Origin of the sequence: Peribacillus aracenensis, assembly GCF_025175645.1 — a bacterium.
In the GTDB taxonomy this organism is placed as follows: domain Bacteria; phylum Bacillota; class Bacilli; order Bacillales; family DSM-1321; genus Peribacillus; species Peribacillus aracenensis.
On sequence record NZ_JANZMJ010000052.1, the window covers coordinates 1 to 23,557 of the forward strand.

General features: G+C 38.7%; 25 protein-coding genes. 21 read left to right on the plus strand and 4 right to left on the minus strand.

Going from position 1 to position 23,557, the window contains the following annotated elements; translation table 11 throughout:
- The first annotated feature begins 369 nt into the window (after positions 1–369).
- The 8 genes from N0M92_RS27930 to N0M92_RS27965 all read left to right on the plus strand — a co-directional run bounded on the left by N0M92_RS27930 (position 370) and on the right by N0M92_RS27965 (position 8,861).
- The gene (locus tag N0M92_RS27930; RefSeq protein ID WP_260288847.1) at positions 370–1,557 is read left to right on the plus strand and encodes a hypothetical protein; all 1,188 of its coding nucleotides are present in this window, start codon (positions 370–372) and stop codon (positions 1,555–1,557) included.
- Between the two features lie 17 nt (positions 1,558–1,574).
- Entirely contained in the window at positions 1,575–2,801 is a 1,227-nt protein-coding gene (locus N0M92_RS27935; protein WP_260288848.1) for a Zn-dependent hydrolase, read from the plus strand.
- A 2-nt stretch (positions 2,802–2,803) separates the two neighbouring features.
- Positions 2,804–3,979: a M20 family metallopeptidase gene (locus N0M92_RS27940; RefSeq protein ID WP_260288849.1), complete on the plus strand. Its 1,176-nt coding sequence runs from the start codon at positions 2,804–2,806 to the stop codon at positions 3,977–3,979.
- A 707-nt stretch (positions 3,980–4,686) separates the two neighbouring features.
- Positions 4,687–5,925 carry an amidohydrolase gene (locus N0M92_RS27945; protein ID WP_260288869.1) on the plus strand — a complete coding sequence of 413 codons (1,239 nt, stop codon included), beginning with the start codon at positions 4,687–4,689 and terminating at the stop codon, positions 5,923–5,925.
- Between the two features lie 112 nt (positions 5,926–6,037).
- Positions 6,038–6,226, plus strand: a complete 189-nt coding sequence (locus N0M92_RS27950) for a twin-arginine translocase TatA/TatE family subunit (RefSeq protein WP_063236065.1) — start codon at positions 6,038–6,040, stop codon at positions 6,224–6,226.
- Positions 6,227–6,285: 59 nt separating this feature from the next.
- Positions 6,286–7,035 (plus strand): twin-arginine translocase subunit TatC, encoded by a 750-nt coding sequence (gene tatC, locus N0M92_RS27955; RefSeq protein WP_260288850.1) that lies wholly within the window; start codon positions 6,286–6,288, stop codon positions 7,033–7,035.
- A gap of 286 nt (positions 7,036–7,321) precedes the next feature.
- Positions 7,322–8,089: a DeoR/GlpR family DNA-binding transcription regulator gene (locus N0M92_RS27960; RefSeq protein ID WP_260288851.1), complete on the plus strand. Its 768-nt coding sequence runs from the start codon at positions 7,322–7,324 to the stop codon at positions 8,087–8,089.
- 370 nt (positions 8,090–8,459) lie between these two features.
- Positions 8,460–8,861 (plus strand): YybH family protein, encoded by a 402-nt coding sequence (locus N0M92_RS27965; protein ID WP_260288852.1) that lies wholly within the window; start codon positions 8,460–8,462, stop codon positions 8,859–8,861.
- 137 nt (positions 8,862–8,998) lie between these two features.
- Here N0M92_RS27965 and N0M92_RS27970 read toward each other — a convergent pair whose 3' ends face one another.
- Together N0M92_RS27970 and N0M92_RS27975 are read right to left on the minus strand one after the other, a co-directional pair.
- Positions 8,999–10,432, minus strand: a complete 1,434-nt coding sequence (locus N0M92_RS27970; protein ID WP_260288853.1) for an aldehyde dehydrogenase family protein — start codon at positions 10,430–10,432, stop codon at positions 8,999–9,001.
- A 27-nt stretch (positions 10,433–10,459) separates the two neighbouring features.
- Entirely contained in the window at positions 10,460–12,094 is a 1,635-nt protein-coding gene (locus tag N0M92_RS27975; RefSeq protein ID WP_260288854.1) for an acetolactate synthase large subunit, read from the minus strand.
- A 350-nt stretch (positions 12,095–12,444) separates the two neighbouring features.
- Between N0M92_RS27975 and N0M92_RS27980 the strand changes: the two genes are divergently transcribed.
- The 13 genes from N0M92_RS27980 (at position 12,445) to N0M92_RS28040 (ending at position 20,419) form a co-directional block, all read left to right on the plus strand.
- Positions 12,445–12,930 (plus strand): peptidoglycan-binding domain-containing protein, encoded by a 486-nt coding sequence (locus N0M92_RS27980; protein WP_260288855.1) that lies wholly within the window; start codon positions 12,445–12,447, stop codon positions 12,928–12,930.
- A 725-nt stretch (positions 12,931–13,655) separates the two neighbouring features.
- Positions 13,656–13,916, plus strand: a complete 261-nt coding sequence (locus N0M92_RS27985; RefSeq protein WP_098373111.1) for a metal-sensitive transcriptional regulator — start codon at positions 13,656–13,658, stop codon at positions 13,914–13,916.
- Positions 13,917–13,955: 39 nt separating this feature from the next.
- Complete coding sequence (locus tag N0M92_RS27990; protein WP_260288856.1) at positions 13,956–14,261, plus strand: monooxygenase; 306 nt, start codon at positions 13,956–13,958, stop codon at positions 14,259–14,261.
- 118 nt (positions 14,262–14,379) lie between these two features.
- On the plus strand, positions 14,380–14,859 hold the full coding sequence (locus tag N0M92_RS27995; RefSeq protein WP_260288857.1) for a DsrE/DsrF/DrsH-like family protein: 480 nt from the start codon (positions 14,380–14,382) through the stop codon (positions 14,857–14,859).
- A gap of 28 nt (positions 14,860–14,887) precedes the next feature.
- A complete protein-coding gene (locus N0M92_RS28000; RefSeq protein ID WP_260288858.1) occupies positions 14,888–15,256 on the plus strand; it encodes a rhodanese-like domain-containing protein in 369 nt (122 codons plus the stop codon).
- Between the two features lie 18 nt (positions 15,257–15,274).
- Positions 15,275–15,571, plus strand: coding sequence for a rhodanese-like domain-containing protein (locus N0M92_RS28005; protein WP_260288859.1), 297 nt, complete (start codon positions 15,275–15,277; stop codon positions 15,569–15,571).
- Positions 15,572–15,624: 53 nt separating this feature from the next.
- The gene (locus tag N0M92_RS28010; RefSeq protein ID WP_260288860.1) at positions 15,625–16,197 is read left to right on the plus strand and encodes a sulfurtransferase TusA family protein; all 573 of its coding nucleotides are present in this window, start codon (positions 15,625–15,627) and stop codon (positions 16,195–16,197) included.
- Positions 16,198–16,225: 28 nt separating this feature from the next.
- Positions 16,226–16,621: a DsrE/DsrF/DrsH-like family protein gene (locus tag N0M92_RS28015; protein WP_260288861.1), complete on the plus strand. Its 396-nt coding sequence runs from the start codon at positions 16,226–16,228 to the stop codon at positions 16,619–16,621.
- Positions 16,622–16,669: 48 nt separating this feature from the next.
- Positions 16,670–17,797: an MBL fold metallo-hydrolase gene (locus tag N0M92_RS28020; RefSeq protein ID WP_260288862.1), complete on the plus strand. Its 1,128-nt coding sequence runs from the start codon at positions 16,670–16,672 to the stop codon at positions 17,795–17,797.
- A 43-nt stretch (positions 17,798–17,840) separates the two neighbouring features.
- A complete protein-coding gene (locus N0M92_RS28025) occupies positions 17,841–18,068 on the plus strand; it encodes a sulfurtransferase TusA family protein (protein ID WP_260288863.1) in 228 nt (75 codons plus the stop codon).
- Between the two features lie 51 nt (positions 18,069–18,119).
- A complete protein-coding gene (locus N0M92_RS28030) occupies positions 18,120–18,899 on the plus strand; it encodes a sulfite exporter TauE/SafE family protein (RefSeq protein ID WP_260288864.1) in 780 nt (259 codons plus the stop codon).
- 539 nt (positions 18,900–19,438) lie between these two features.
- Entirely contained in the window at positions 19,439–19,792 is a 354-nt protein-coding gene (locus N0M92_RS28035; protein ID WP_397443936.1) for a VOC family protein, read from the plus strand.
- Between the two features lie 273 nt (positions 19,793–20,065).
- The gene (locus tag N0M92_RS28040; RefSeq protein ID WP_260288866.1) at positions 20,066–20,419 is read left to right on the plus strand and encodes a zinc-binding dehydrogenase; all 354 of its coding nucleotides are present in this window, start codon (positions 20,066–20,068) and stop codon (positions 20,417–20,419) included.
- A 651-nt stretch (positions 20,420–21,070) separates the two neighbouring features.
- On the opposite strand, the gene N0M92_RS28045 is transcribed toward N0M92_RS28040, so the two are convergent.
- Together N0M92_RS28045 and N0M92_RS28050 are read right to left on the minus strand one after the other, a co-directional pair.
- Positions 21,071–22,441: an MATE family efflux transporter gene (locus N0M92_RS28045; protein WP_260288867.1), complete on the minus strand. Its 1,371-nt coding sequence runs from the start codon at positions 22,439–22,441 to the stop codon at positions 21,071–21,073.
- A gap of 140 nt (positions 22,442–22,581) precedes the next feature.
- On the minus strand, positions 22,582–23,169 hold the full coding sequence (locus N0M92_RS28050) for a helix-turn-helix domain-containing protein (protein WP_260288868.1): 588 nt from the start codon (positions 23,167–23,169) through the stop codon (positions 22,582–22,584).
- Between the last annotated feature and the right edge of the window lie 388 nt (positions 23,170–23,557).

Consider the following 23,557-nt stretch of genomic DNA (forward strand, 5'->3'; position numbering starts at 1 on the left):
TCCCCTCTGCTTTAGAACATTATCTAAAAGCACACACTGTGATATAAATTGAAACGCCGTATACGCGAACCGTACGTACGGTGTTGTGAGAGGGGCGAAAATAAACTTATTTTCCCCCTACTCGATTTTAAAATAAATGGAGATAATTCAGCGACTTAAGGAGATAAAAACTCTATAAAATGATTAAAATTATTTTGATATATCCAAATTTTAGATAATTCGGTATGTGAAATCAGAATTAAAACACTTACATTTCCTATTATCTGTGTACAATTACCTGAAAATATTGAATTGTCTTTAAAATAAAACGATTTAGTGTTATTATTTTAGAATATTCAAACTATTAAATTGGAAGGTGAGGGAACTCATATGTCACAGATGTTGGCTTTAGTTATTGTTATTCTGATTTTATTTGTAGGAGACATTGTGGCGGTTCGGACAAAAGCCTGGGTACCTTCCGTTTTCGTTTCCGCAATCCTATTTCTATGTGGTTATTGGACATTCTTCCCGCAAGACATCGTTTCAATAGCAGGTGTTCCACCGGTAGTGGCAACCATGATGATGTACCTATTGATCACGAATATGGGAACATTGCTTTCAATTAGAGAATTGGTAAATCAATGGAAAACGATTGTCATCTCCTTATCCGGCATTCTTGGTATTGTTGCACTTATATTCGGAATTGGCATATTCATATTTGATCTGCAAACTGTCCTTGTGGCAATTCCACCTTTAGTGGGCGGTATGGTATCTTCAATAATCATGTCTGAAGGAGCGGCAGACGCAGGACTAACGAGTTTGTCCGTTTTTGCCATTGTTATTTATGTAATGCAAGGCTTTGCTGGATATCCTTTAACTTCAATTGTGTTGAAGAAAGAAGGGAAGAAGCTATTGGGGCAATATCGCAATGGGCAATTAACGGTAAAAAAGAGTGATACTGCAGCCGCTTCAGAAGGTAGGACGGAACTTAAGCTGTTTAAAAAACTTCCTGAAAAATATAATACTGAATATTTTAAATTTTTCAGACTTGCGGTTGTTGCTTTTCTCGCTTACCTTGTTTCGACTGGATTAGAGCCGATTATATCAATAAATGCATTTGTTCTCTGCTTACTATTCGGGGTTGTCGGAAAAAGCATAGGTTTCTTGGAAAAGCAGACACTGCAAAAAGCAAATGGATTTGGGTTTGCCATCATGGCCCTTATGCTTTTCGTCTTTGACGGATTAAAAAATGCAACACCAAGTATGATGATGGAGATCCTTTACCCACTTATTGTTTGCATTTTCCTAGCTGTTTTTGGCATGTATATATTCTCATTCATTGCAGGGAAATTGTTAAATGTCAGCAAAGAAATGGCCTTTGCTGTATCTTTAACAGCATTATATGGATTTCCAGCCGATTACATTATCACCAATGAAGTCGTCAATTCATTAACAAAAGATGAAAATGAAAAAGAAGCATTGCTAAGCCATATGCTGCCGCCGATGCTTGTGGGTGGATTTATATCGGTTACAATCGTGTCGGTTATTTTGGCAGGAATATTTGTACAATTCTTGTAAAATAGGAGGAATTCCAAGTGAGTCTTATCGAACGTATAGAAAAGCAAATAAATGATTTGAGCGAATTTACATCAACACCCGGAAAAGGGACAACCCGACTTACGTATAGCAAGGAAGACTTACTTACACGCAATTATATTAAAAATAAAATGATGGAAACCGGTCTAACAGTAAAGGAAGATGGACTTGGAAATATTTTTGGAAAGCTTGAAGGTACTTTAAAAGATGCACCAAGCGTTTTGATCGGTTCACATTTTGATTCCGTACCAAATGGTGGTGCGTATGACGGACCAGCCGGTGTAATTGTCGCTCTTGAAGTGGCTGCCCTATTTGCAGAAAATCAATTAACACCTAAATATCCATTGGAAATCGTTGCCCTGATTGAAGAAGAGGGTGCTCGTTTTGGCGGAGGACTAATGGGGTCGAGAGGAATAGTGGGAACACTTAGTGAGGAAAGTTTTAAAAACTTAAGGGATAAAGAAGGTATCACGACAATTGAAGCGATGTCAAAAATTGGTCTGGATTCATCACTTCCGAAAAGGAGAAATCCTAAAAGCATTAAAGCATTTCTCGAATTGCATATAGAACAAGGGCCAATCCTTGAAGAGAAGAATATCCCCATTGGTATTGTAGAAGCGATTGTTGGTTTAACTCAATTTGAAGTGACCATTGAAGGAAAGGCAGGACATGCAGGCACAACCCCGATGGATCGCCGTACGGATGCATTGGTTGCAGCCGCTCAGATTATTTCTCAATTACCGAGCCTTGCAATTGAGGAAGGTGAAGGAACGGTTATCACGACAGGACGACTACATGTTTTACCAAATGGAGCTAACGTCATCCCAAATAAAGTCGAATTTTCGATAGATATCCGATCTAGCAAGGAAGAACATATTAACAATGTTATCAAGCGGATGAAAGAAATAATCGAATCCTATCATGAACAGGGAATCCATACAACTGTTGAACAGGTGTTATATATACCGCCAAAGGTATTGAGTGATGAAATAAAAGCTTTATTAAAAGATAAAAGTTCTGATTTAGAAATTCCATACTGTTCCATTAATAGTGGAGCAGGTCATGATGCGATGGTTTTATCCGATGTGACTGATGTTGGCATGCTCTTTGTTCCAAGTAAATCAGGACTAAGTCATTGTCCAGAAGAATGGTCTGATGCACGTCATATAGCAAATGGAGTGCAAATATTTTACGAAGTAGCTAAATGTTTAATGGAGGTAGAATGAGGATGATTAATCAAACGATAAAAGAAGCGATTCAAAATTATAGTGATGAATTAATAGAAATACGTAGAAAACTTCATAGCGAACCTGAGTTATCATGGGAAGAAGAAAATACAACGGCCTTTATTTGTGAATACCTTGAAAAATTAGGAATAACTTATCGCAAAGCAGAACCAACAGGTGTCATTGCAGAAATTAAAGGCGGTAAGGCAGGAAAGACGGTAGCATTAAGAGCGGATATGGACGCCCTTTCTGTTGAAGAATTAAATAAAGACTTGCCGTATGCTTCAAATGAAGAAGGAAAAATGCATGCATGTGGTCATGATGCACATACATCCATGTTATTAATTGCAGCGAAGGCACTAAACGAAATAAAAGAAGATTTACCTGGGAATGTTCGATTAATCTTTCAACCAGCTGAAGAAGTAGCAACAGGTGCAAAGGAAATGGTTAAACAAGGAGCTGTCAAAGGTGTTGATAATGTTTTTGGCATACATATTTGGTCGCAAATGCCAACAAACAAGGTTGCTTGTTCTCAAGGACCTTCATTCGCTTCAGCAGATATCTTTACAGTAACGTTTAAAGGAAGAGGGGGACATGGTGCCATGCCACAGGATTGTATCGATGCTACTATTGTGGCCTCTTCATTCGTCATGAATGTACAATCCGTCGTATCAAGAACGGTCGACCCACAAAATCCCGCAGTTTTGACAGTTGGAAAAATGGCCGTGGGCACACGATTTAATGTCATTGCAGAAAATGCCGTTATTGAAGGGACTGTCCGTTGTTTTGATCCTAAAACACGTGACCATATTGAAAAACAGCTCCAGATTTATGCTGAAAATGTTGCCAATATTTACGGTGCGACCGCACAGGTTGAGTACTACCGTGGAACGCAAGCTGTCATTAATGATGAATACAGTGCAAAATTAGTGCAAAAAGTTGCTTCAAATGCGTTTGGCGAAGACGCAGTATATAATGAAAAGCCAACAATGGGTGGAGAAGATTTTAGTTTCTATTTAGATGAAGTACCTGGAAGCTTCGCTTTAGTTGGATCTGGAAACCCTGAAAAAGATACGGAATGGGCCCATCATCATGGGAAATTCAACATCGACGAAGATGCGCTTGCTACCGGTGCAGAACTTTACGCTCAATATGCCTGGGCATATTTGCACGAATGACGGTCTGAATAAAAGAGGGGATACGGAAATTGTTAAAAGGTAGAAGGCCTCCGATTGGCGGCCTTTTGGCGTTCAAGGTTAAATTCAATTAAAAGGGCTTTGCACACAGTCAAAAAGGGAATGGATTTTACCATTCCCTTTTTGTTTTCCATTAACAAGGAATGCAACAACAAAAATTCTTTTTTCGTATTTAAAAATGAGAAATCAATTTTTTTTTTGAAAAAACTTAAATTAACTTAAAATAATGCAGATTTCATTGCCATTAAAATTAAATAGACTTATAATTGGACCTATAGGGTGAAATCATGTAAATGGACAAGTGACTATTTCGACAAAAATAAAATGGATGATATCGAAACAATTTGTTAAATAAAATCCAAAACCACCACTAGAAGAGATATGAGATTTGGGAGGCAAGAGTAAACTCAATCAAATTCAGGATGGGTGCCTCTTGTTTCCCAATCAAGTCTATTAATCATGATCATCTTAAAATACAAACATACTAGAGGAGGATTTTACAGGTGAATCAGGAAACGGAAGGTTTGTCACGCAGAAAGTTTATAGGTAACGTCTGTAAAATTGGAAGCGCTTCCGCGGTTCTCGGTGTCACGGACACGATGGGATTATTCATGCCTGAGACAGCAAGTGCGGATGCTGAGAAGAAGGCTGCCCATAACACCAAAAAACCAGGAAAGAACAGTTCCTACATGCTGATGAATGTTCGATTGGAAAGTGGTTACAAGTATGAAAATGGCCAGGTCGTCGCAACCGAAACCGTATTGAGGAACCTCCATATTGTTAAAGGCACCATTGCGAGAATACTAGATACTAAGTCCCCTTATGGTAAAGGGATCGATTGCTATGACGCGAAAGGCATGCTGCTACTTCCTTCTTTTAGAGATATGCATATTCATTTGGATAAAACCTTTTATGGGGGTCCTTGGAGAGCAGCTGCGACGAGGAAAAATGGCATTTTTGACATGATAACCTTGGAGCAGACACTGCTACTGGAGCTCCTTCCAACAGCCCAGGAACGTGCGGAGAAATTAATTGAACTAATTCTTGGCTACGGCTCTACATATGTCAGAAGCCATTGCAACATCGATCCAGTCATTGGTCTAAAAAATCTTGAGAAACTCAATCTGGCCTTAGCAAACTATTCAGATAAAATCTCACATGAAATCGTTGGCTTTCCCCAACATGGCTTACTTCGTTCAAATGCACAGGGACTGATACGCGACGCCATGCAGCTCGGAGTTACACATGTTGGCGGACTAGATCCAACCTTAGTTGACGGTAATTTGGAAAAATCGTTGCAAACGATGGTACAGATCGCGGTTGACTACAAAGCAGGAATTGATATTCACCTTCATGAAGGTGGCGAAACGGGTTTGAAGGCAATTCGTCGGTTGGCTGATCTGACTGAGGAAGCCGGTCTGCAGGGGAAAGTGACGATCAGTCATGCATTTTCGCTCGCTTCGTTAGGGGATGGTGCCGACATAGAAATGGCAAAACGCCTTGCATCGCTTGGTATTTCCATTGCTTCAACCGTTCCAATCGGCAAAGACGTAATGCCGATTCCGCTGCTTCAGAAGCATAAGGTGAACGTCATGCTTGGTAATGATAGTATTACTGATCACTGGTCACCATTCGGGATTGGTGATACGTTGCAGAAGGCACATCTCGCTGCAGATCTTTATGGATGGTCAAACGAATACAACCTGTCTCGCTCACTATCCCTTGCTACCGGCGGCATTACACCGCTAGACGAGTCCGGTAAGCAAATATGGCCAAAGGTAGGCGATGCCGCGACCGCAGTACTCATTCCAGCAAGCTGCTCGGCCGAAGCCGTAGCCCGACTGCCCAAGCGTGCTGCCGTATTGCATAAGGGAACTCTGTCTTCAGGTTCTCTGGATAGCGTGAAGCCTAAGCTTCATACCGATTAAAAGGGTATGGCATTGTTAATGAACCTTGGTGAAAAAGAATGGGGATAGGTTCAATAAGCAACGTTTAATGTTTTAAAAGAATGACAAAATATGAATACCAATGGGGGAAGCTATGCTACAAAATATTGGAATACCAGGATTAATGCTAATTTTAGTGATTGCACTCATTATTTTTGGCCCTTCTAAGTTACCGGAAATAGGAAGAGCATTTGGCTCAACATTAAGGGAATTTAAAAAGTCTACCAGAGACCTTGTAGCAGATGACACTAATGCAGATGTGACCAATAAGAAAGAAAGCTAATCAAATAAATGAAGAGGGGATGTAGGATCTGTCTTACATCTTTTTTTCCTGGAGTGATGATGTTGGAAAATCAAAAAATAACGAGCATGATTCAGCACCTTGAGGAGTTACGTAAACGTATTATCATCACTTTAGTCGTTTTCACGCTGTTCCTGGTACTGACATTTATATTTGTTCAAGATATTTATAATATTATAGTTAAAGATTTGCCGTTTAAGCTAGCTCTGTTAGGACCAAGTGATATCATACTCGTTTATTTAATTATTGCCACCGTCGTTGCCATCACGGCTACTATACCGGTTGCTGCGCACCAAACTTGGCTGTTTGTACGTCCAGCGTTAACACCAAAAGAACGCAAAGTTACTAGCGCTTATATTCCAGCACTATTTATTCTATTCACAATAGGAATTAGTTTTGGTTACTTCATTTTATTTCCGCTTGTACTAAACTTTTTAATGTCTCTATCAAACGACATGTTTACAACTTTCTTTACAACGGAGAAATATTTCCGATTTATGCTTCATATGACACTGCCTTTTGGATTTCTGTTTGAAATGCCGGTTGTCATTATGTTTTTAACAAGTTTAGGAATAATAAATCCATACCGTTTGCAAAAAATCAGGAAATATTCTTACTTTATTTTAATTGTTGTTTCCATTTTGATTACTCCACCAGACTTTCTATCAGATATCCTAGTTACGGTACCTTTATTACTATTATATGAAAGCAGTGTAAGCCTATCCAAATTCGTATATAAACGACATCAAAGAGAAAAAGAAGGTAAAAAAGAGATGTATGAATCTGTCTAAAAAGGGCCTGGCACCAGACAGAATATCTATATGTTACGGTTACTTTTATGCATACCCGGAATATACCCTTCCTATGGTCGGGATATTTAAATCTATGATTTGGTGGGCTAACCGTCATGTTTAATGCCTGGTGGTTAATATCCTCGATTTGGAATTCTGATAACTAAATATAGTGGTCAGTATTTACTAATTATCTACCCTCTAAAGCTTAATTATCCTTATATAATTCAGGTTTCATTGTGAATAAACTTGGATTAACTTATAATTATATCTATGAGGTGAGATCATGCTACAGGATGAACGATTAGACGCCATTATTCAATATTTAAATGAAAATGAACGGATTGATATTGATACAATTTGTAAAATAAATAATGTTTCTAAAGATACGGCCAGAAGAGACTTAATAAATTTAGAAGAGGAGAGGAAGATCATTCGAATACGGGGTGGGGCGAAAAAGGCTCTGCTTTCCAATGAAGTCCATAATTATGGTGAGCGTATGAACATGGCATCGGAAGCTAAAAGTAAAATCGGAAAATTTGCAGCTTCTTTGATAAACGATGGGGATCATCTTATTTTGGATGCCTCCACAACAGTGCAATTTCTAGCTAAATATTTAAAGAGTCGAAACAATACGGTCGTGACCAATTCGATTAACGTTACCAGTGTATTAAGCCGAAGAGAAGATATGAAAATTAATTTATTAGGTGGAACATTAAGCACTAGACACCAAGCTATATATGGTTCAAGAGCCATTAGGGATGTCCAGGATTATAAGGTGAATAAATGCATCATTGGTACTTGCGGAATATCTTCTGAAGGACTGTCCACTTCCATCGAGGAAGAAGGCCTCCTCGTTCACGAAATGATTAAGCGTTCTGACCAGGTCATTGTGATGGCAGATTCAACGAAATTTAATAAAACTTTTTTCCAAAAGGTATGTGACTTACACTCCGTTGATATAGTGATTACAGACAAAGAAGTACCAAAAAATATGCAGGAAATCCTTAAAAAACATGTGGTAGATGTGATTGTGGTTCCAAGTGAAGATTGAGTATTCGATAATGGGTTCAGTTTTAGAAAAAGTATCAGTACACTTCGGATTTTTTGGTTCCGCCTGAAATAGAGTTGAACATGTGAATCACGTGGAAGAATAAATCATGAAAAAGAGCGGCCAATAGGTGCTCTTTTTTTTAACTTTTGCATTTCACTTTGCATCAAGTTGAAAGCTGCATGAAACATACCGTAATGAGAATGAACCATGGTAATTCATTTTCTAAAACTCTTATGTGCATTCAACTTTTATATAAATGATTTTAAGCATACTCTTTTCTCTTAATGAGCAGGAAACCCAATCATGGCAGTCGAACATCAATTTAGTAACAGAGCGGTCTAATTAAGAGAAGCTGAATAGGAGGGTGAATATGCAGAAGCATGAGTTGGAACAAGTCATAAAAAATGCAGACAGGGCAATAAACAATGAGGATTTCGATCATTTAATGGAATTCTATTCAGAGGAAGCGATTTTAGTTGTCAAACCTGGAACATTCGCAAAAGGGAAAGAGGAAATTCGTCGGGCATTCATTGCTATCGCTGAATACTTTAATCACAGTTTAATCGTCAATCAAGAAAAGATGGCAATAATCGAAACGGATGATACGGCATTGGTTGTGGCAAAAGCCCAGCTTAGTGCCAATCAAAAGAACGATTCCGAATTTTCTATGGAAAGAACTGCGACATATGTATTTAAAAAGGATTCCACGGGTACATGGCGCTGCATAATCGACAACTCTTATGGTGCTGAAATAATTGAAGAATTGAAGTAATTGGTGAAAGCCGCCTTATATGGTGGTTTTTTCAGCAAATAAATATCTTCTAAGGCTGCAACATTTACGACAAAACAAGACGGCGAAATTTTAAGATATCGCCGTCTCTTTTACTATGGTTTATATTTTCCCTATGTTCATTCGTCGCTTATTTTAAAGCTGATAAACTTCTGCTCCATCATTTCTTGCATTGCATATTTGATGCCTTCCCGGCCAACACCGCTGTCCTTCCAGCCGCCATAAGGCATATTATCAATTCGGTAAGTTGGAATATCATTGATTACGACCCCGCCTGTTTCCAAGCGTTCCGCCGCATAAAAAGCTCGTTCTATACTCGGTGTCATCACTCCTGAGTTCAATCCGTAACGCGAATCATTTGCATCATTGATCGCATCATCCAGCGTATCGAATGGGAAAATGCAGACAATTGGACCAAATACTTCGAAACGAAATACCTTTGAGTCACGATTTACATTGGTTAAGACGGTAGGCAATAGGACATTGCCTTCCACTGTACCTCCGCACTCAATTTTTGCTCCTTCTTGTACTGCTTCGTCAATCCAACTTTGTAACCGTTCGATTGATTTTTTTGAAATAACCGCTGTAATATTTGTATTTTCTTCCAGGGGGGAGCCGATGACAAGCTGTTTTGTTGCACTGACAAATCGATCTAAAAATTGTTGGTATAGTGATTTGTGGACATAAATTCGTTGAATCGAGATGCACACCTGCCCATTATTCGTAAATGAACCCATCACACTCCGTTGAATAATTTTATCGATGTCGACACCTTCATCAATGATGAAAGGCGAATTGGATCCGAGTTCAAGTGTAAGCTTACGGAAGCCTGCCTGCTGCTGGATAAGGTGTCCGACTTCTACACTGCCTGTGAAAGTCACTTTTTTTACATGTGGATGGGTCGTCAACGCTTCGCTTAAAACATCCCCTTTGCCTTGTATGATGTTCAATACTCCGTCAGGCAACCCTGCTTCTTTAAAAATATCGGCCAGAACCAGTGCACTTAACGGGGTTTGTTCGGCAGGTTTTAACACAATCGAATTTCCAGCGGCAATAGCTGGACCAACTTTATGGGCGACCAGGTTAAATGGAAAGTTAAATGGGGTAATCGCGGTAACGACGCCAATCGGGGTGCGAACCGTGAATCCAAAACGGTTTACCCCACCCACTGCAGCATCCATCGGGATTTGTTCTCCATAATTATTCTTTGACGCTTCTGCAGCAAAACGATAGGTCTGAACCGTACGATCCATTTCTTCACGTGCATTTCGAATCGTTTTCGCAGCCTCTAGAGAAATGATTTTCGCAAGTTCTTCACTGCGTTCTTCCATGATTGCGGCAGCTTTAAATAAAATTTCTGCTCGTGCATGAGCCGGGTAGGTTCGGTATTTCTGAAAAGCTGCATTTGCTTCGACAATCGCTTCAACGGCATCCGCTGGTTCAGCCTGTCCGATTTGTGCAATTTCTTCGTTTGAATGGGGGTTATATAATGGCTCATATGATTTAGCCTCCCGCCATTTACCACCAATCCACAATTGCCACTTTTTCTTCATCTGAAATCCCTCCAATAATATCTGCCTTTATAATTTACAAATGTAATCACCTAGTGTTTTCGAGAGCTTTACATTTTCCGAATAATCGACATCCACATCAATCAAGACAATTTCCTGACTCGAAATCGCTTCTTCCAATGCATGAAGCAATTCATCGGAGTGGGTTACTTTCACTCCTTTGACCCCAAAACTTTTTGCGAAGCCTAAGAAGTCTGGGTCTGTAAATTCAATCGCATTCGTACGATCAAATTTATTCAATTGCTTCCACTCAATTAGGCCGTATTTTGAATCATGGAAAATGACTATCACGAAGGCAAGACCTAGCCGTTTTGCAGTTGCCAATTCAACCCCATTCATCAGAAATCCGCCATCCCCTGTAACCGCAATGACAGGTTTATCAGGTTTAGCCAGTTTGGCTGCAATTGCGCCGGGAATAGCAATTCCCATCGATGCAAAGCCATTAGAAATGATAGTGTGATTTGGCATTTCCGGCTGATACATCCGGGCCATCCATAATTTATGGGCTCCCACATCCGAAATGACAATGGCATTGCCCTTTTCCGCCCTTTTCAAATCGGCGATAATTCGCTGAGGGATGATAGGGCTTCCTGATACATCATCCGAAGAATGAAGTTTTTCTATGATTTGAGATCTTAGCTTTTTCACTTCAGGCCAAAGCTCTTTTTCTACTACACCAGTGGACAAGGCTTCAAGTCCCTCCGTAACGTTCCCGACCAATTCGGCTTGAACGGGGTAATAAGCATCAATCTCAGCCGGTCGAGCATCAATATGAATAATCGGATTCATTGCCTCATCGTTCCAATACTTTGGCAAATACTCGACGAAGTCATAGCCGACGGTGATAATAAGATCGGCCAAATCAAACCCGCAAAGAACATAATCCCTTGCTTGCATCCCTACTGTAAAAAGGGTCAATGGATGGTTGGAAGGTAAAACGCCTTTGGCCATGAACGAATTCACAACGGGAATTTGCTTCTCTTCTGCAAATTTCCGTAATGACTCAGCAGCTCCATCGCGGACTACGCCATTACCAGCTAGAATAATAGGCTTTTTTGCGCGATTTATTAATTCGACGGCTTTTTTGATTTCTTCCTCTGCAGGGCGGGATCTAGGCATTGGTGTAACCGGAAGAGGTTCACCCTCAGTATCCATCATCGCCACATCTTCGGGGAGTTCGATATGAACAGCTCCCGGCTTTTCTATGACTGCAGTTTTAAATGCTTTACGGATAATTTCCGGAATCGTATGCGGCACCTTGATTTGTTGATTCCATTTCGTTACTTCCTTAAAAACCCCAATAATGTCCACATATTGATGCGACTCCTTATGAATTCGATCAAGGCCGGCCTGACCCGTAATCGCGATAACAGGGGAATAATCCAGATAAGCGCTTCCTATCCCTGTCAATAAATTGGTTGCACCAGGTCCCAATGTACCTAAGCAGACGCCAGGCTTACCAGTTAGCCGGCCATAAATGTCTGCCATGAAAGCTGCAGCTTGTTCATGATGGACCAAGATGAATTTAATATTAGAGCTAATTAGAGAATCGATAAGATCCGTATTTTCCTCTCCAGGTATCCCAAAAATATACTGAACCCCTTCATTCTCCAAACATCTTATAAACAAATCAGATGCCTTCAATTTATTCCCTCCTAAGACCATTTCGATTTCTTCATTTCTTTCCTATATGTTGGCTTTGTCTATTAGAAATTATGTACTTGCGCATTGTTAAAAACCATTTGGAGCATATAAAGAAATTCAGGTTTTAGTAAATTAACCTCAATAGTCATAACTGGGAGAAGTAAAATGGAAATCGCAAGTCGTTTATTTTTCAACTTATTTATTATTGCTGCACTTGTTGTAATGGCACTTATCCTTTTTATATTCTATTTATAATATTCAAAACAGGACATTGGTCGGAAGGGAAATTTAAAATCTGAAGGGAAATGGTAAGGTAGTTCGGATGCACAAAAAAAGAGGGAGATGGAGCTATGAAGAAATTACTTACTGGTTTGGTAGTATTAGCAATGGCCCTTGGAATATCTTTTTCCACTGCTTCAGCGTCAGCTGGAGGATTTCACCATCCCGAAAGCTGGGATAAAAACTCTATTTTGCGGAAGGACTCTCATGGGGTGGAGATCAGGAATATGCAGTATATCCTAAATGTCATGGGTTTTTATACGGATTCAGCAGTGGTTGACGTAGATGGAATTTTTGGACCAAAAACCGAAGCGGGTGTAAAGAAATATCAAAAAGAAAACAACTTGAAAGTGGATGGTGTGGTTGGCCCCCGGACGTGGGATAGCTTCTCGCAATATATTAAGAAGTATGGCAATGAAACCTATGGGGCAGGCGGAAACATGGGACTAAGAATTAAATGGAAGTACGACAATTCTTCCTATACATCCGGCTCTAAAGCTTATATTTACGGTAATGGGGATACATTAAGCGACCAATATCGCTTGTATGCAAATTAAGATACAGGAAGGACCAATGAATTTTCCCTTCATAATAAAAACGTGCCCATATATAGGCACGTTTTTATTTTTGGCTTTCACGAGTTGATTTTTATGTTCTACCTTGACGGAAACTTTAGCTCAAGCGGGTATTTCAATTGCCTCTACTGTACCTATCGATATTTTCACAATTTCAATCCCATTGCTTCATGAAAAGGGTATATATGTCTCGCTTGTAAATCACAGCATAACACGGGTCATTGGGACCCATTTTGCGCAGGGGATGTGCTTTACAAAGCTAGTCTGATGGCTGAACGTTTCGCTTGGATTGATGAGTGGTCTTTAGGGTCGGGCCCTTGGTTTTATTAATGGCGGGAATATTTAGAGGGGGACCGAGTTTGGGCAATAATTGGGGATAAAGCGGGTGCTATTTTTGCGGAAGCAGTCGCAAGACGTTCAAGGCGCTTTGCGGTTATGATGAAGGGGAAATTGTTTCAGGATCTTTCAATCGAATCTTGGCAAAAAATTAAAATAAAAACGAAAAAGCTGCCGTATATGATGGCTTTTATCTTTTAATAAAAGTTTGAATGAAACGGCTTGACAATATACCCCTATAGGTATAATATGAACTCACAAGTTAAGAATGCATAAACTCACGAGTAAAGTTTGCAAATTCACCAGTAAAATGCTTGAACTTACGAGTAAAACGTGCAAAATCACGAGTGAAATAGATGGGTGGGCTGAGAATGGAGTATGATAAAAGTGTCATTAATCGCTTAAAGCGGATTGAAGGACAAATCAAGGGTGTACTTGGAATGATGGAGCAAGGAAAGGATTGCAGGGAAATCGTCACTCAGTTGTCGGCTGCACGTAATGCTATCGATAGGACAATGGGTGTTATTGTAAGTGAAAATCTTGAGCAATGCGTTCGGGAAAACGTTGTGAAAGGCGAAGGCACTGATCATCTAGTCAAAGAAGCGGTTAATTTACTGATAAAAAGCAGGTAATGGAATTTGACCTGACCTTTAGAAAAAGGAGTGTTATTCATGACTTATATTTTACAAGTGGATTTTAAAATGGAGGGACCATTTGGCCGCGAAATGGTAAAAGAATTTACTGATTTAGCAAAAAGCATTAATGATGAAGAAGGTTTGATCTGGAAGATTTGGACCGAAGACAATGAGGCAAAGGAAGCTGGTGGCATTTATCTGTTTGAATCGAAGGCATCCGCAAGTAAGTACTTGGCTATGCATACAGCTCGGTTAAAAGGGTTTGGTATCGAGAAGGTTAATGGAAAAATATTCAAAGTGAATGAAGGTTTGACTTCAATCAATCATGGACCAATTAAATAAAGAAAAACCTATTCCATTCATTTTTTTAGTGAAGTAGGTTGACGAACTATATTTTTTAGCATAATATATACCCCGTAGGGTATAATGGAATGGAAATATCGATTAGGGGGAAAACATAATGACTGAAAAGAAAAGAACGACGATCATATTATTTAGTGGTGATTATGATAAGGCAATGGCTGCTTATATCATTGCAAATGGGGCGGCAGCTTACGATCATGAAGTGACCATCTTCCATACATTCTGGGGATTGAATGCCTTAAGGAAGGATGAGCCGGTTGCATTAAAAAAAGGATTCCTGGAGAAAATGTTTGCAAAAATGATGCCGCGTGGTTCAGATAAAATGGGTCTTTCCAATATGAACTTTGCTGGGATGGGTCCTAAAATGATCAAACATGTGATGAAAAAGCATAACGCCATGTCACTCCCAAATTTAATTGAGTTGGCCCAAGAACAGGAAATCAAACTAATAGCCTGTACGATGACAATGGATTTATTAGGTTTGCAGCAAGAGGAATTAATGGATGGAATTGAGTATGCAGGTGTTGCGGCTTATTTAGCTGAAGCAGAAGATGGAAATGTAAACTTATTTATATAAATTTGGGGTATTGGAGGGATGAGTTAATATGGGAACTATATTAAATCTCATCATATTAGGTTTCATCGTTTGGTTTTTATATCAGCGATTTGTCCCGGCAAAGGGGATAAAAAATATAAATGCGGCAGAGTTAAAAGCTGAGCTGAGTAACAAAGGAAATAAGGAATTCATTGATGTCCGTACTCCTAATGAATATAGGGGCAATCATATTAAGGAGTTTAAAAATATACCTTTAAGCGAACTTGGCAAAAGGGCCCAAGAACTTTCTAAAGATAAAGAAGTGGTTGTGATCTGCCAAAGCGGGATGCGGAGCAGTAATGCATGTAAAGCATTGAAAAAACTAGGGTTTAAAGAAGTCACTAACGTAAAAGGCGGCATGAGTTCTTGGCGCGAATAAAAGGAGGATCCTAAACATATGAAAGAAATATTACCGAATGAAGTGAGTGCATTGTTGAAGGGAAGCTCGCCAGTCCACATTATTGATGTGCGGGAGGTGGAGGAAGTAAAGGCAGGAAAAATACCAAATGCTTTGAATATCCCGTTGGGTCTAGTGGAATTTAGAATGCAGGATCTTGATAAATCAAAAGAATATATCATGGTCTGCCGGTCAGGGGGCAGAAGTTCAAGGGCCGCACAGATACTTGAGGGTCATGGATATAAAGTGTTGAACATGGTGGGTGGTATGAATGAATGGGAAGGTCCCACAGAATAATTTTAAATTCGGATATACCCCTACCCCTATAAAGAAAACAAGGAGGAACTAAAATGATTAAAACAAATTCCGTTTTGGATGCTAAAGGTTTTGCATGTCCCATGCCAATCGTAAAAACGAAAAAAGCCATGAATGGCCTGGGAGAAGGGGAAGTACTGGAAGTTCAAGCGACTGATAAAGGGTCAACTGCCGATATGAAAGCCTGGGCGGAAAGTACAGGTCATCAATATCTAGGTACAGTTGAAGAAGGAACCACATTAAAACATTATCTTCGGAAAGCAAGTGGAGAAGAAACAGAAGTGAAGAAGCATGAAAAAATCATTTCAAATGAAGAACTTCTTCAAATGATGGAAGAAAATCGAAATATGATTCTTCTGGATGTACGAGAATCAGCAGAGTATGCTTTTCATCACATTCCAGCAGCGAAATCCCTTCCAATGGGTGAATTGGAGCACCGTATGGGTGAACTTGATAAAGAGTCAGAGATTTTCGTGATTTGCCGTTCTGGCAGCCGAAGTGATCTTGCTGCACAAAAGCTGACGGCGGCTGGATTTGAACAGGTATTCAATGTTGTACCAGGCATGAGCCAATGGAACGGACCTACACAAAAATCCGTTGATGAATAAAGGTGACTCTAGAATGGAGGAAAATTTCATGACTAACAAAGTAGCAATAATCGCAAGTAATGGTGGTGTATTTGACGCGTATAAAGTGTTTAACATCGCAACGGCAGCTGCTGCAACAGATCAAGAAGTGGCCATTTTCTTTACTTTTGAAGGCTTGAATTTAATTCATAAAGAAGCGAATGGACAACTACCATTGCCTGAAGGTAAGGAGCATTTTGCCGAAGGCTTTAAAACGGCTAATGTTCCTTCAATTCCGGAATTAGTTACAATGGCACAGGAAATGGATGTCAGGTTTATTGGGTGTCAAATGACCATGGACGTTTTAGGCATGGAAAAGGAAGCTTTCGTTGACGGTATCGAAGTAGGTGGGGCGATCACATTTTTAGAGTTCGCTAAAGATGCTGATGTTACATTAACCTTTTAATGAAGGTAAAAATTTTTGAGGATTTTAATACTATGGGGGGTATACAGAATGGCATTTAAGCAAATGACAGCCGCTGAGGTTTCAAAGAAAGTAATTAATAAAGCGGACTTATTTATTTTGGATGTTCGAAATGAAAGTGACTTTAATGATTGGAAAATTGAAGGGCAGAACTTTAAATTCCTTAATATCCCTTACTTTGATCTACTGGATGGCGTGGAAGAAATCCTCGATCAATTCCCGGCCAATAAAGAAATCCTGGTAGTATGTGCAAAGGAAGGCTCATCTGTCATGGTAGCTGAAATGCTATCTGAAGCTGGATTGGATGTTTCTTATTTGAAGGGCGGCATGAAAGCATGGAGTGAACACCTGGAACCAGTGAGGGTAGGCGAATTGTCCAATGGCGCAGAAATTTACCAATTTGTTCGACTTGGTAAAGGCTGTCTATCTTACATGGTCATCTCCAATGGTGAAGCAGCCGTTATTGATTCTACAAGAATGATAGATGCCTATCTTGATTTTGCCGATGGCATCGGAGTGAAAATTAAGCATGTTCTGGATACGCACTTACATGCCGATCATATTTCAGGTGGAAGACGAATAGCGGAAGTAACAAATGCAGCCTATTGGCTGCCGCCAAAAGATGCGGCTGAAGTAACTTTTGAATATCAGCCATTAGAAAGCGGTAAAGTGATAACGATCGGTCATACAGCGATTGATATCCAAGCATTATACTCCCCGGGCCATACCATTGGGTCCACTTCATTTGTGGTCGATCAAAAATACTTGCTTTCCGGGGATATACTATTCATCGATTCCATTGGCAGGCCGGATCTAGCTGGATTGGCTGAGGATTGGGTAGGGGACTTGAGGGAAACACTTTATGCACGCTATAGGGAATTATCAAACGAGTTAATTGTATTGCCGTCACATTTCATGATCATCGATGAACTGAATGGAGATGGAAGTGTCGCTAAAAAGTTGGGTGAGCTGTTTACTGACAATCATGGATTGAACATTGAAGATGAAACGGAATTCAGAGAGCTGGTTACAAGGAATTTACCGCCTCAACCAAATGCTTATCAAGAAATTCGCGAAACCAATATGGGAAAAATCGAGCCTGATGATGAAAAACAACGGGAAATGGAAATTGGACCCAATCGTTGTGCGGTTCGCTAATCCTAGTAAAAAATAGAATCCAAGAAAATAGGAGTGAAAATATATGAATTCAGATAAAATATTAGATGCTAAGGGACTTGCATGTCCAATGCCAATCGTCAAAACGAGAAAAGCGATGAATGATTTGCAAACCGGGCAAGTGCTGGAAATACATGTAACAGATAAAGGAGCAAAAGCCGACTTAGCGGCTTGGTCAAGATCTGGCGGCCATGAACTGGTGGAAACGGCAGAAGAAAATGAGATACTGAAATTTTGGATCAGAAAAGGCTGATGAAGGGAAGGGAACCATTAGGGTTCCCTTCTTTTAAGGGAGGCACTTACAATGGATATCACCTTTATCATGACCATCTTTTTGATTGGTTTTATAGGTTCATACGTTTCTGGAATGCTCGGTATCGGCGGCTCGATAATAAATTATCCAATGCTGCTGTACATTCCACCAATCTTTGGTTTAGCTGCATTTAGTGCCCATGATGTGACAGGAATAAGTGCTGTACAAGTCTTATTCGCTTCCATCGGAGGTATATGGAGCTATCGTAAGAGCGGACATTTAAATAAAACGCTTATTCTCTATATGGGGATCAGTGTGTTAATCGGAAGCGTGGTTGGGAGTTTTGGATCACAATCGATGTCGGAAAACGGAGTGAATATCGTCTATGGAGTTTTGGCGTTGATAGCGGCCGTCATGATGTTCATTCCGAAGAAAGGGATAGATGACATTCCTTTGGATCAAGTTACCTTCAATAAATGGCTTGCTGCCATCCTTGCCTTAATCGTTGGAATAGGCGCTGGTATTGTCGGTGCTGGAGGGGGCTTTCTATTAGTTCCAATCATGCTAATCGTTTTAAGAATTCCAACCAGGGTGACGATTGCGTCTTCATTAGCCATCACTTTCATTTCATCCATCGGTGCAACCGCAGGGAAAATCTCAACGGGACAAGTTGATTACTATCCGGCATTAATCATGGTTATTGCAAGTTTAATGGCATCTCCGCTCGGGGCAATGGCCGGTAAAAAAATGAATGTAAAAGTCCTGCAGGTCATACTGGCTCTATTGATTTTAGCGACGGCTGTGAAAACCTGGGTGGGTATCATGTCTTGAGGCAATTTTCGGCAGACAGTGGCGAGAGTCCTGGGGAGAGTTCATCACAGGTACTATAACTGATCCTTGGTACCCCCTTATGGGTATCAAGGTTTTTTCGTTGCAACAGGCTTCAACTAAAAGGTAGATAGTTTAACAAAGGGTTGCTGCGGCAACCTTTTTCTTTTGGCACTAAAGGCAGACTAGTCCAAGGAACACCTATTTAGGAAAACTACTTTTAGAAAATCAAGTAGAGTATAAATAAATGATTTAAAATTAAGTGGGTTTATGAGAATTGCAATGATTATCTAATAGTTAAGTTTTATATTAGAAGATTATCCTTAATTAATATTTAATCATTTTTGTTAATTCTGCATCAGAATTGTAAAATGCATCAAAAAAACCGATATTAATTAATTTATAGAGTTTTATCATTAGTAAAGAGTTGGCATGAATCTTGCGAGAAGGTATATAAAAATTAAGGAGGATAAAGGTGGATAAAGGTGATAGCGGAATAACTGAAAAAAAACTAAGAAAATGCACTTGATTTTTAGGTTAATATATTAGGTTTTGAACCTTTATCAACTCAAGTTGCGAATAGTGCTTATATCTTTGACATTGTAGAAATTACAGGATTAAAAGAAATTAAAATTGCTTTTGTTCAAATTCCTGTGGGGCATGTGGTTGAAATTTTAGAATATGTAGGCATTGATATTTATCCGAGAAGTGCACGATCTTGTGATAATAGAACAGGGCATATCTGTTTAAGAGTTGAAAATTTAGAAGAAATGTTTAAAGAATTAAAAGCTAAAGGAATTAAATTTAAGTCTAAAAAAGTAGCAAATATTACAGCAGGTACAAATAAAGGATCAAAAACAGTTTATATGCTTGACCCAGATGGCTATATTATTTAATTAGTGGAAAAAAGCAAATTAAAATTTCAATAATAAAAAAAGCGTATTTTATCTATGGTGAGAAACAATTGTAACTGTAAGAAAAGATAGCCGATACTGTAATCAAGGACTTCTTATGTTATGTGAACATCGTAAATCCATTGGTTCCGGAGTTCATTGAGCATTTGCTGAGTATATTGTTGTTCCAGCAAAAAGGCTTATAAAATTCCAGAGAATATTTCTCTTGATGAAGCAGTACTTACAGAACCTTTAGCATGTGCCGTTCGTTGTATTATGGAAAGGGGGGGGGGTGTCAATGGAGGAGATTTTGTTCTTATCTCCGGACCAGGCACAATCGGACTACTTGCCTTGCAAGTTGTTAAAGCAAATGGAGGGAATTGCATTGTCATTGGTACTTCACATGATAAAGAACGTTTAAATCTAACATTAGAAATGGGTGCAATGGCGGTTATCGATGTAGAGGAAGAAAATTCTGAAGAAAGATTAATGGAACTGACGAAACAGCAAGGTTTTGATGTAGCCATTGAATGTGCCGGGGTTTCCATAAGTTATTACGCAAGCAAGGTATGCTCATTCAAATGGGGTTGTTTGGAAAGAAAATTGAATTCGATTCCGATCTTTCTTTGATAAAAGAAATAAATTATGTAAATGGATTTGCTACAGAACCTACATCATGGGAAATTGCCTTACGGCTTTTAGAATACAAGTATGTTGACGTTTTGCCCTTCATTTCTAATAAGCTTTCTATTGATAACTGGCAAGAAGCTATGCATTTAGCTGAACAGAAAGTGGGCTATAAAACATTGTTATTTCCTAATACATAAAGATGGAAAAACGAAGGTAATAATGTTTGATTTCATTAATAAATTGCTATCACGTAAACATCGCAACCAGCCTCAGCTAAGAATTTGACAGATAATTCATTGATTTTGTGAAACATCGCATCCATAATACATCCCGTAAAAAAGGCGATTGTGTATTTACGTTCTCCTTTTGCTTGTTACGAGAAAGGCAATAAAAACGTCCTTTTCAAATCGAACAGTGGTGTGTTCAGAAAAGGACGAGTTTTGGAACAAAATATTGGGTTTAAGAAATATTGACTGGTTGCTTTTTTGATAAAGAGTGCTTTTTTAATTTTGTTCCGCAATGGGGTCATTTAATGGAGGATGGCTTGTGAAAGTAGGTTAGTACATAAAAGGAAAATAAAGGCTTTGATAATCAATGGAGTAAATGAAGCTATTTGTTAAAGAGAAACAAACAGCTTCATTAATTGTATGTTTAATTTAATAGTGCTTTTAGGGATTTCCTTTTCCAGAAAAATTGATGATAAGCAGATTGTGCCAAGAAATTGACGATGAATGCAATAGGATAGGCGAGCCATATTCCATTGATCCCAAGTGAAGTGAAATGTGCCAAGGAGTATGCTACTGGAACTTCAATCAGCAAAATACTCGTGATTGTAAAAATTGTTGGCCATAATACAGTGCCTGTTGCTCTCATTGTTGCTGAGATTGCTTGAGTGTGACCCAAAATAATATAACTCCAAAATGAGATTATAATAAGGTCTTTTGCGAGATTAATGGTATCGGAGTTGTCTAAAAAGATTCTTAAAATCGGGTTTGGATTTAGGTAAAGAATGAAAATGAGAATACCGCCGAGGAGATAATTGAGTGTAATGGCTATTTTCGTTATGTGTTTGATGTTCGAAACGTTACCAGATCCCACGGCTTGTGCAACAAATACTGAAATGGCAATTGAAATGCTCATTGCTGGTATTTGGACGTAGCTTGCAATTTGATTTACGATTCCATATGCAGCCGTTGCATTGGAACCATAATCATTTACAAAAGTTATGACTGCGAATTCTGACAGCGCTATTGAAACCATACTAATACTAGTAGGAATGGCTAATTTCAGTAAGGTTTTCAATACGGAGCCTTTCAAGTGAAGGTGTTTCAAAATAATGGAGTCTAATTTGAGTACATGATTTCGTTTGTGTAAAAATACTAACAGAATCACAAATGTAATGAAATTGGCTAATACAGCAGCGTAAGCAGCACCATTTAATCCAAATTCCGGTAAACCCAGCCAACCGAAAATAAGAATTGGCAGCAAGGCAATATTTAAGATAATACTAATCAATAAAAAGTAAAAAGGTGTTTTTGAATCACCAACACCTCTCATAAAGGTTGTATAGCACATATATATATAGGTAATGGGTAATGTAACAAATAAAATACGTGCATACTCTGCACTTTCAATCAGAATATTCTCAGGTGTTCCCATCCATTTTAGAATATCTTCTGTAAAGAACCCTCCGACTAGGGCGACAGCAATGGAAATAATCATCGTAAACGCTAAAGTAACCCCTACGACTTCTTTCACTTTTTGGATATTTCCACTACCGTACGTCTGCCCAACTAGAATGGAACTTCCAGATCCAATTCCGATGACAAATGATATTAAGAAAAAAAATAGAGGGAAGAAGGCAGATATAGCTGCTAAAGAATCAACTCCAAGTGCTTGCCCAACGACGATTATTCCAAATACTTGACCTAATGATTGCAAAACACTTGCAAAAATGACAGGTATGAGAAAAGCAATCATCGGTTTTGCTAAAATAATAGTTCCATTTAAAGATTTATTCATTTCAAATAACTCCTAATAGGTTTCATTTCAAAAGAATCCCTCACTTTTTGGATCAAGATTATAAACAAAGTGAGGGAAAAATCATCAAGTATGAACATTTCAGTCCTAACTCGTATATGATCATTTATCTAACAAAATTATTATAAAAGCTGATAATATAAACCGAATTGAGTATCATACCATAACAGTTTGCCGTGTTTACGTTTAGGGATACGTGTTTGTAAACCCCATTCAGGATACTGTTTAATAATCTGAACCTGATCACCAGTAGCAACAGCAATAAATGATATATAATGATCTTTTGTCATAGGGTGGTCGCTTGAAATATACCATTCATGGTCAATTTCTGTAATGGATAGTTTTTCTTCGTCTGTTGCTTTCTTCGCCTTTAATCGTTCTAACTTTCTCCCACAACAAGATAGGGTTATATCTCCAGTTGCTAATACAATATTATTACATGACGAACAAACAAAATAATTTGATTTTTTCATATTTCCCCCTACAAATTCATTCGACGATAATTCGCCATCTAAAATATTTTCTATATTTACGCCCAATAGGGTAGATAAACTGGGTAATAGCGTGACATCTGGGCAGCCATACCCACGCTCCCATTTTGAAATCGTTCGATCAGAAATGTTCATTTGATCAGCTATTTGTTTCTGTGTCAGCCCTTTTTCTTTTCGTAAATTATAAATTAACTCTCCAACTTTACGATTATCCATCATTTGTCTCCTCCTGCTCCCTTTTTATCTTAGAGGTTTATAAAGTTTAGAACAACAAACGCTCCGTAGAGTTTACCTGTTTTCTTTTTTGATCATGTTTTTATGACTATAATCAATCGACTATTTATTGCTGCTATTGGTTTATGGATTCTTCCTTATATAGTTAACTATATGGAAAATAAAAATCAGGATTTTTCAAAAGTAAAATACAATTGTGAAGTTGTGTGCTTAAAAGTAACGAGGGCTTTAACACAATATCTGAGGAACTATTTTTTTGAATTTTTTTCAATCCTCTGAAATCGGGTGCGATTACTAAATAATAAGCAGTTACTTTTTACTAAAAGTATCAGAATAATTATATAAATGAATGGATGTAAATTATTAAGAAACC

Bases quoted from the DNA above. Each gene is read 5' to 3' on its own strand.
- N0M92_RS27930 (WP_260288847.1), top strand. From the start codon at position 370: ATGTCACAGATGTTGGCTTTAGTTATTGTTATTCTGATTTTATTTGTA.
- N0M92_RS27940 (WP_260288849.1), top strand. From the start codon at position 2,804: ATGATTAATCAAACGATAAAAGAAGCGATTCAAAATTATAGTGATGAA.
- N0M92_RS27945 (WP_260288869.1), top strand. From the start codon at position 4,687: ATGCTGATGAATGTTCGATTGGAAAGTGGTTACAAGTATGAAAATGGC.
- N0M92_RS27950 (WP_063236065.1), top strand. From the start codon at position 6,038: ATGCTACAAAATATTGGAATACCAGGATTAATGCTAATTTTAGTGATT.
- tatC (WP_260288850.1), top strand. From the start codon at position 6,286: ATGTTGGAAAATCAAAAAATAACGAGCATGATTCAGCACCTTGAGGAG.
- N0M92_RS27960 (WP_260288851.1), top strand. From the start codon at position 7,322: ATGCTACAGGATGAACGATTAGACGCCATTATTCAATATTTAAATGAA.
- N0M92_RS27965 (WP_260288852.1), top strand. From the start codon at position 8,460: ATGCAGAAGCATGAGTTGGAACAAGTCATAAAAAATGCAGACAGGGCA.
- N0M92_RS27970 (WP_260288853.1), bottom strand. From the start codon at position 10,432: ATGAAGAAAAAGTGGCAATTGTGGATTGGTGGTAAATGGCGGGAGGCT.
- N0M92_RS27980 (WP_260288855.1), top strand. From the start codon at position 12,445: ATGAAGAAATTACTTACTGGTTTGGTAGTATTAGCAATGGCCCTTGGA.
- N0M92_RS27985 (WP_098373111.1), top strand. From the start codon at position 13,656: ATGGAGTATGATAAAAGTGTCATTAATCGCTTAAAGCGGATTGAAGGA.
- N0M92_RS27990 (WP_260288856.1), top strand. From the start codon at position 13,956: ATGACTTATATTTTACAAGTGGATTTTAAAATGGAGGGACCATTTGGC.
- N0M92_RS27995 (WP_260288857.1), top strand. From the start codon at position 14,380: ATGACTGAAAAGAAAAGAACGACGATCATATTATTTAGTGGTGATTAT.
- N0M92_RS28000 (WP_260288858.1), top strand. From the start codon at position 14,888: ATGGGAACTATATTAAATCTCATCATATTAGGTTTCATCGTTTGGTTT.
- N0M92_RS28005 (WP_260288859.1), top strand. From the start codon at position 15,275: ATGAAAGAAATATTACCGAATGAAGTGAGTGCATTGTTGAAGGGAAGC.
- N0M92_RS28010 (WP_260288860.1), top strand. From the start codon at position 15,625: ATGATTAAAACAAATTCCGTTTTGGATGCTAAAGGTTTTGCATGTCCC.
- N0M92_RS28015 (WP_260288861.1), top strand. From the start codon at position 16,226: ATGACTAACAAAGTAGCAATAATCGCAAGTAATGGTGGTGTATTTGAC.
- N0M92_RS28020 (WP_260288862.1), top strand. From the start codon at position 16,670: ATGGCATTTAAGCAAATGACAGCCGCTGAGGTTTCAAAGAAAGTAATT.
- N0M92_RS28025 (WP_260288863.1), top strand. From the start codon at position 17,841: ATGAATTCAGATAAAATATTAGATGCTAAGGGACTTGCATGTCCAATG.
- N0M92_RS28030 (WP_260288864.1), top strand. From the start codon at position 18,120: ATGGATATCACCTTTATCATGACCATCTTTTTGATTGGTTTTATAGGT.
- N0M92_RS28040 (WP_260288866.1), top strand. From the start codon at position 20,066: ATGGAAAGGGGGGGGGGTGTCAATGGAGGAGATTTTGTTCTTATCTCC.
- N0M92_RS28045 (WP_260288867.1), bottom strand. From the start codon at position 22,441: ATGAATAAATCTTTAAATGGAACTATTATTTTAGCAAAACCGATGATT.
- N0M92_RS28050 (WP_260288868.1), bottom strand. From the start codon at position 23,169: ATGATGGATAATCGTAAAGTTGGAGAGTTAATTTATAATTTACGAAAA.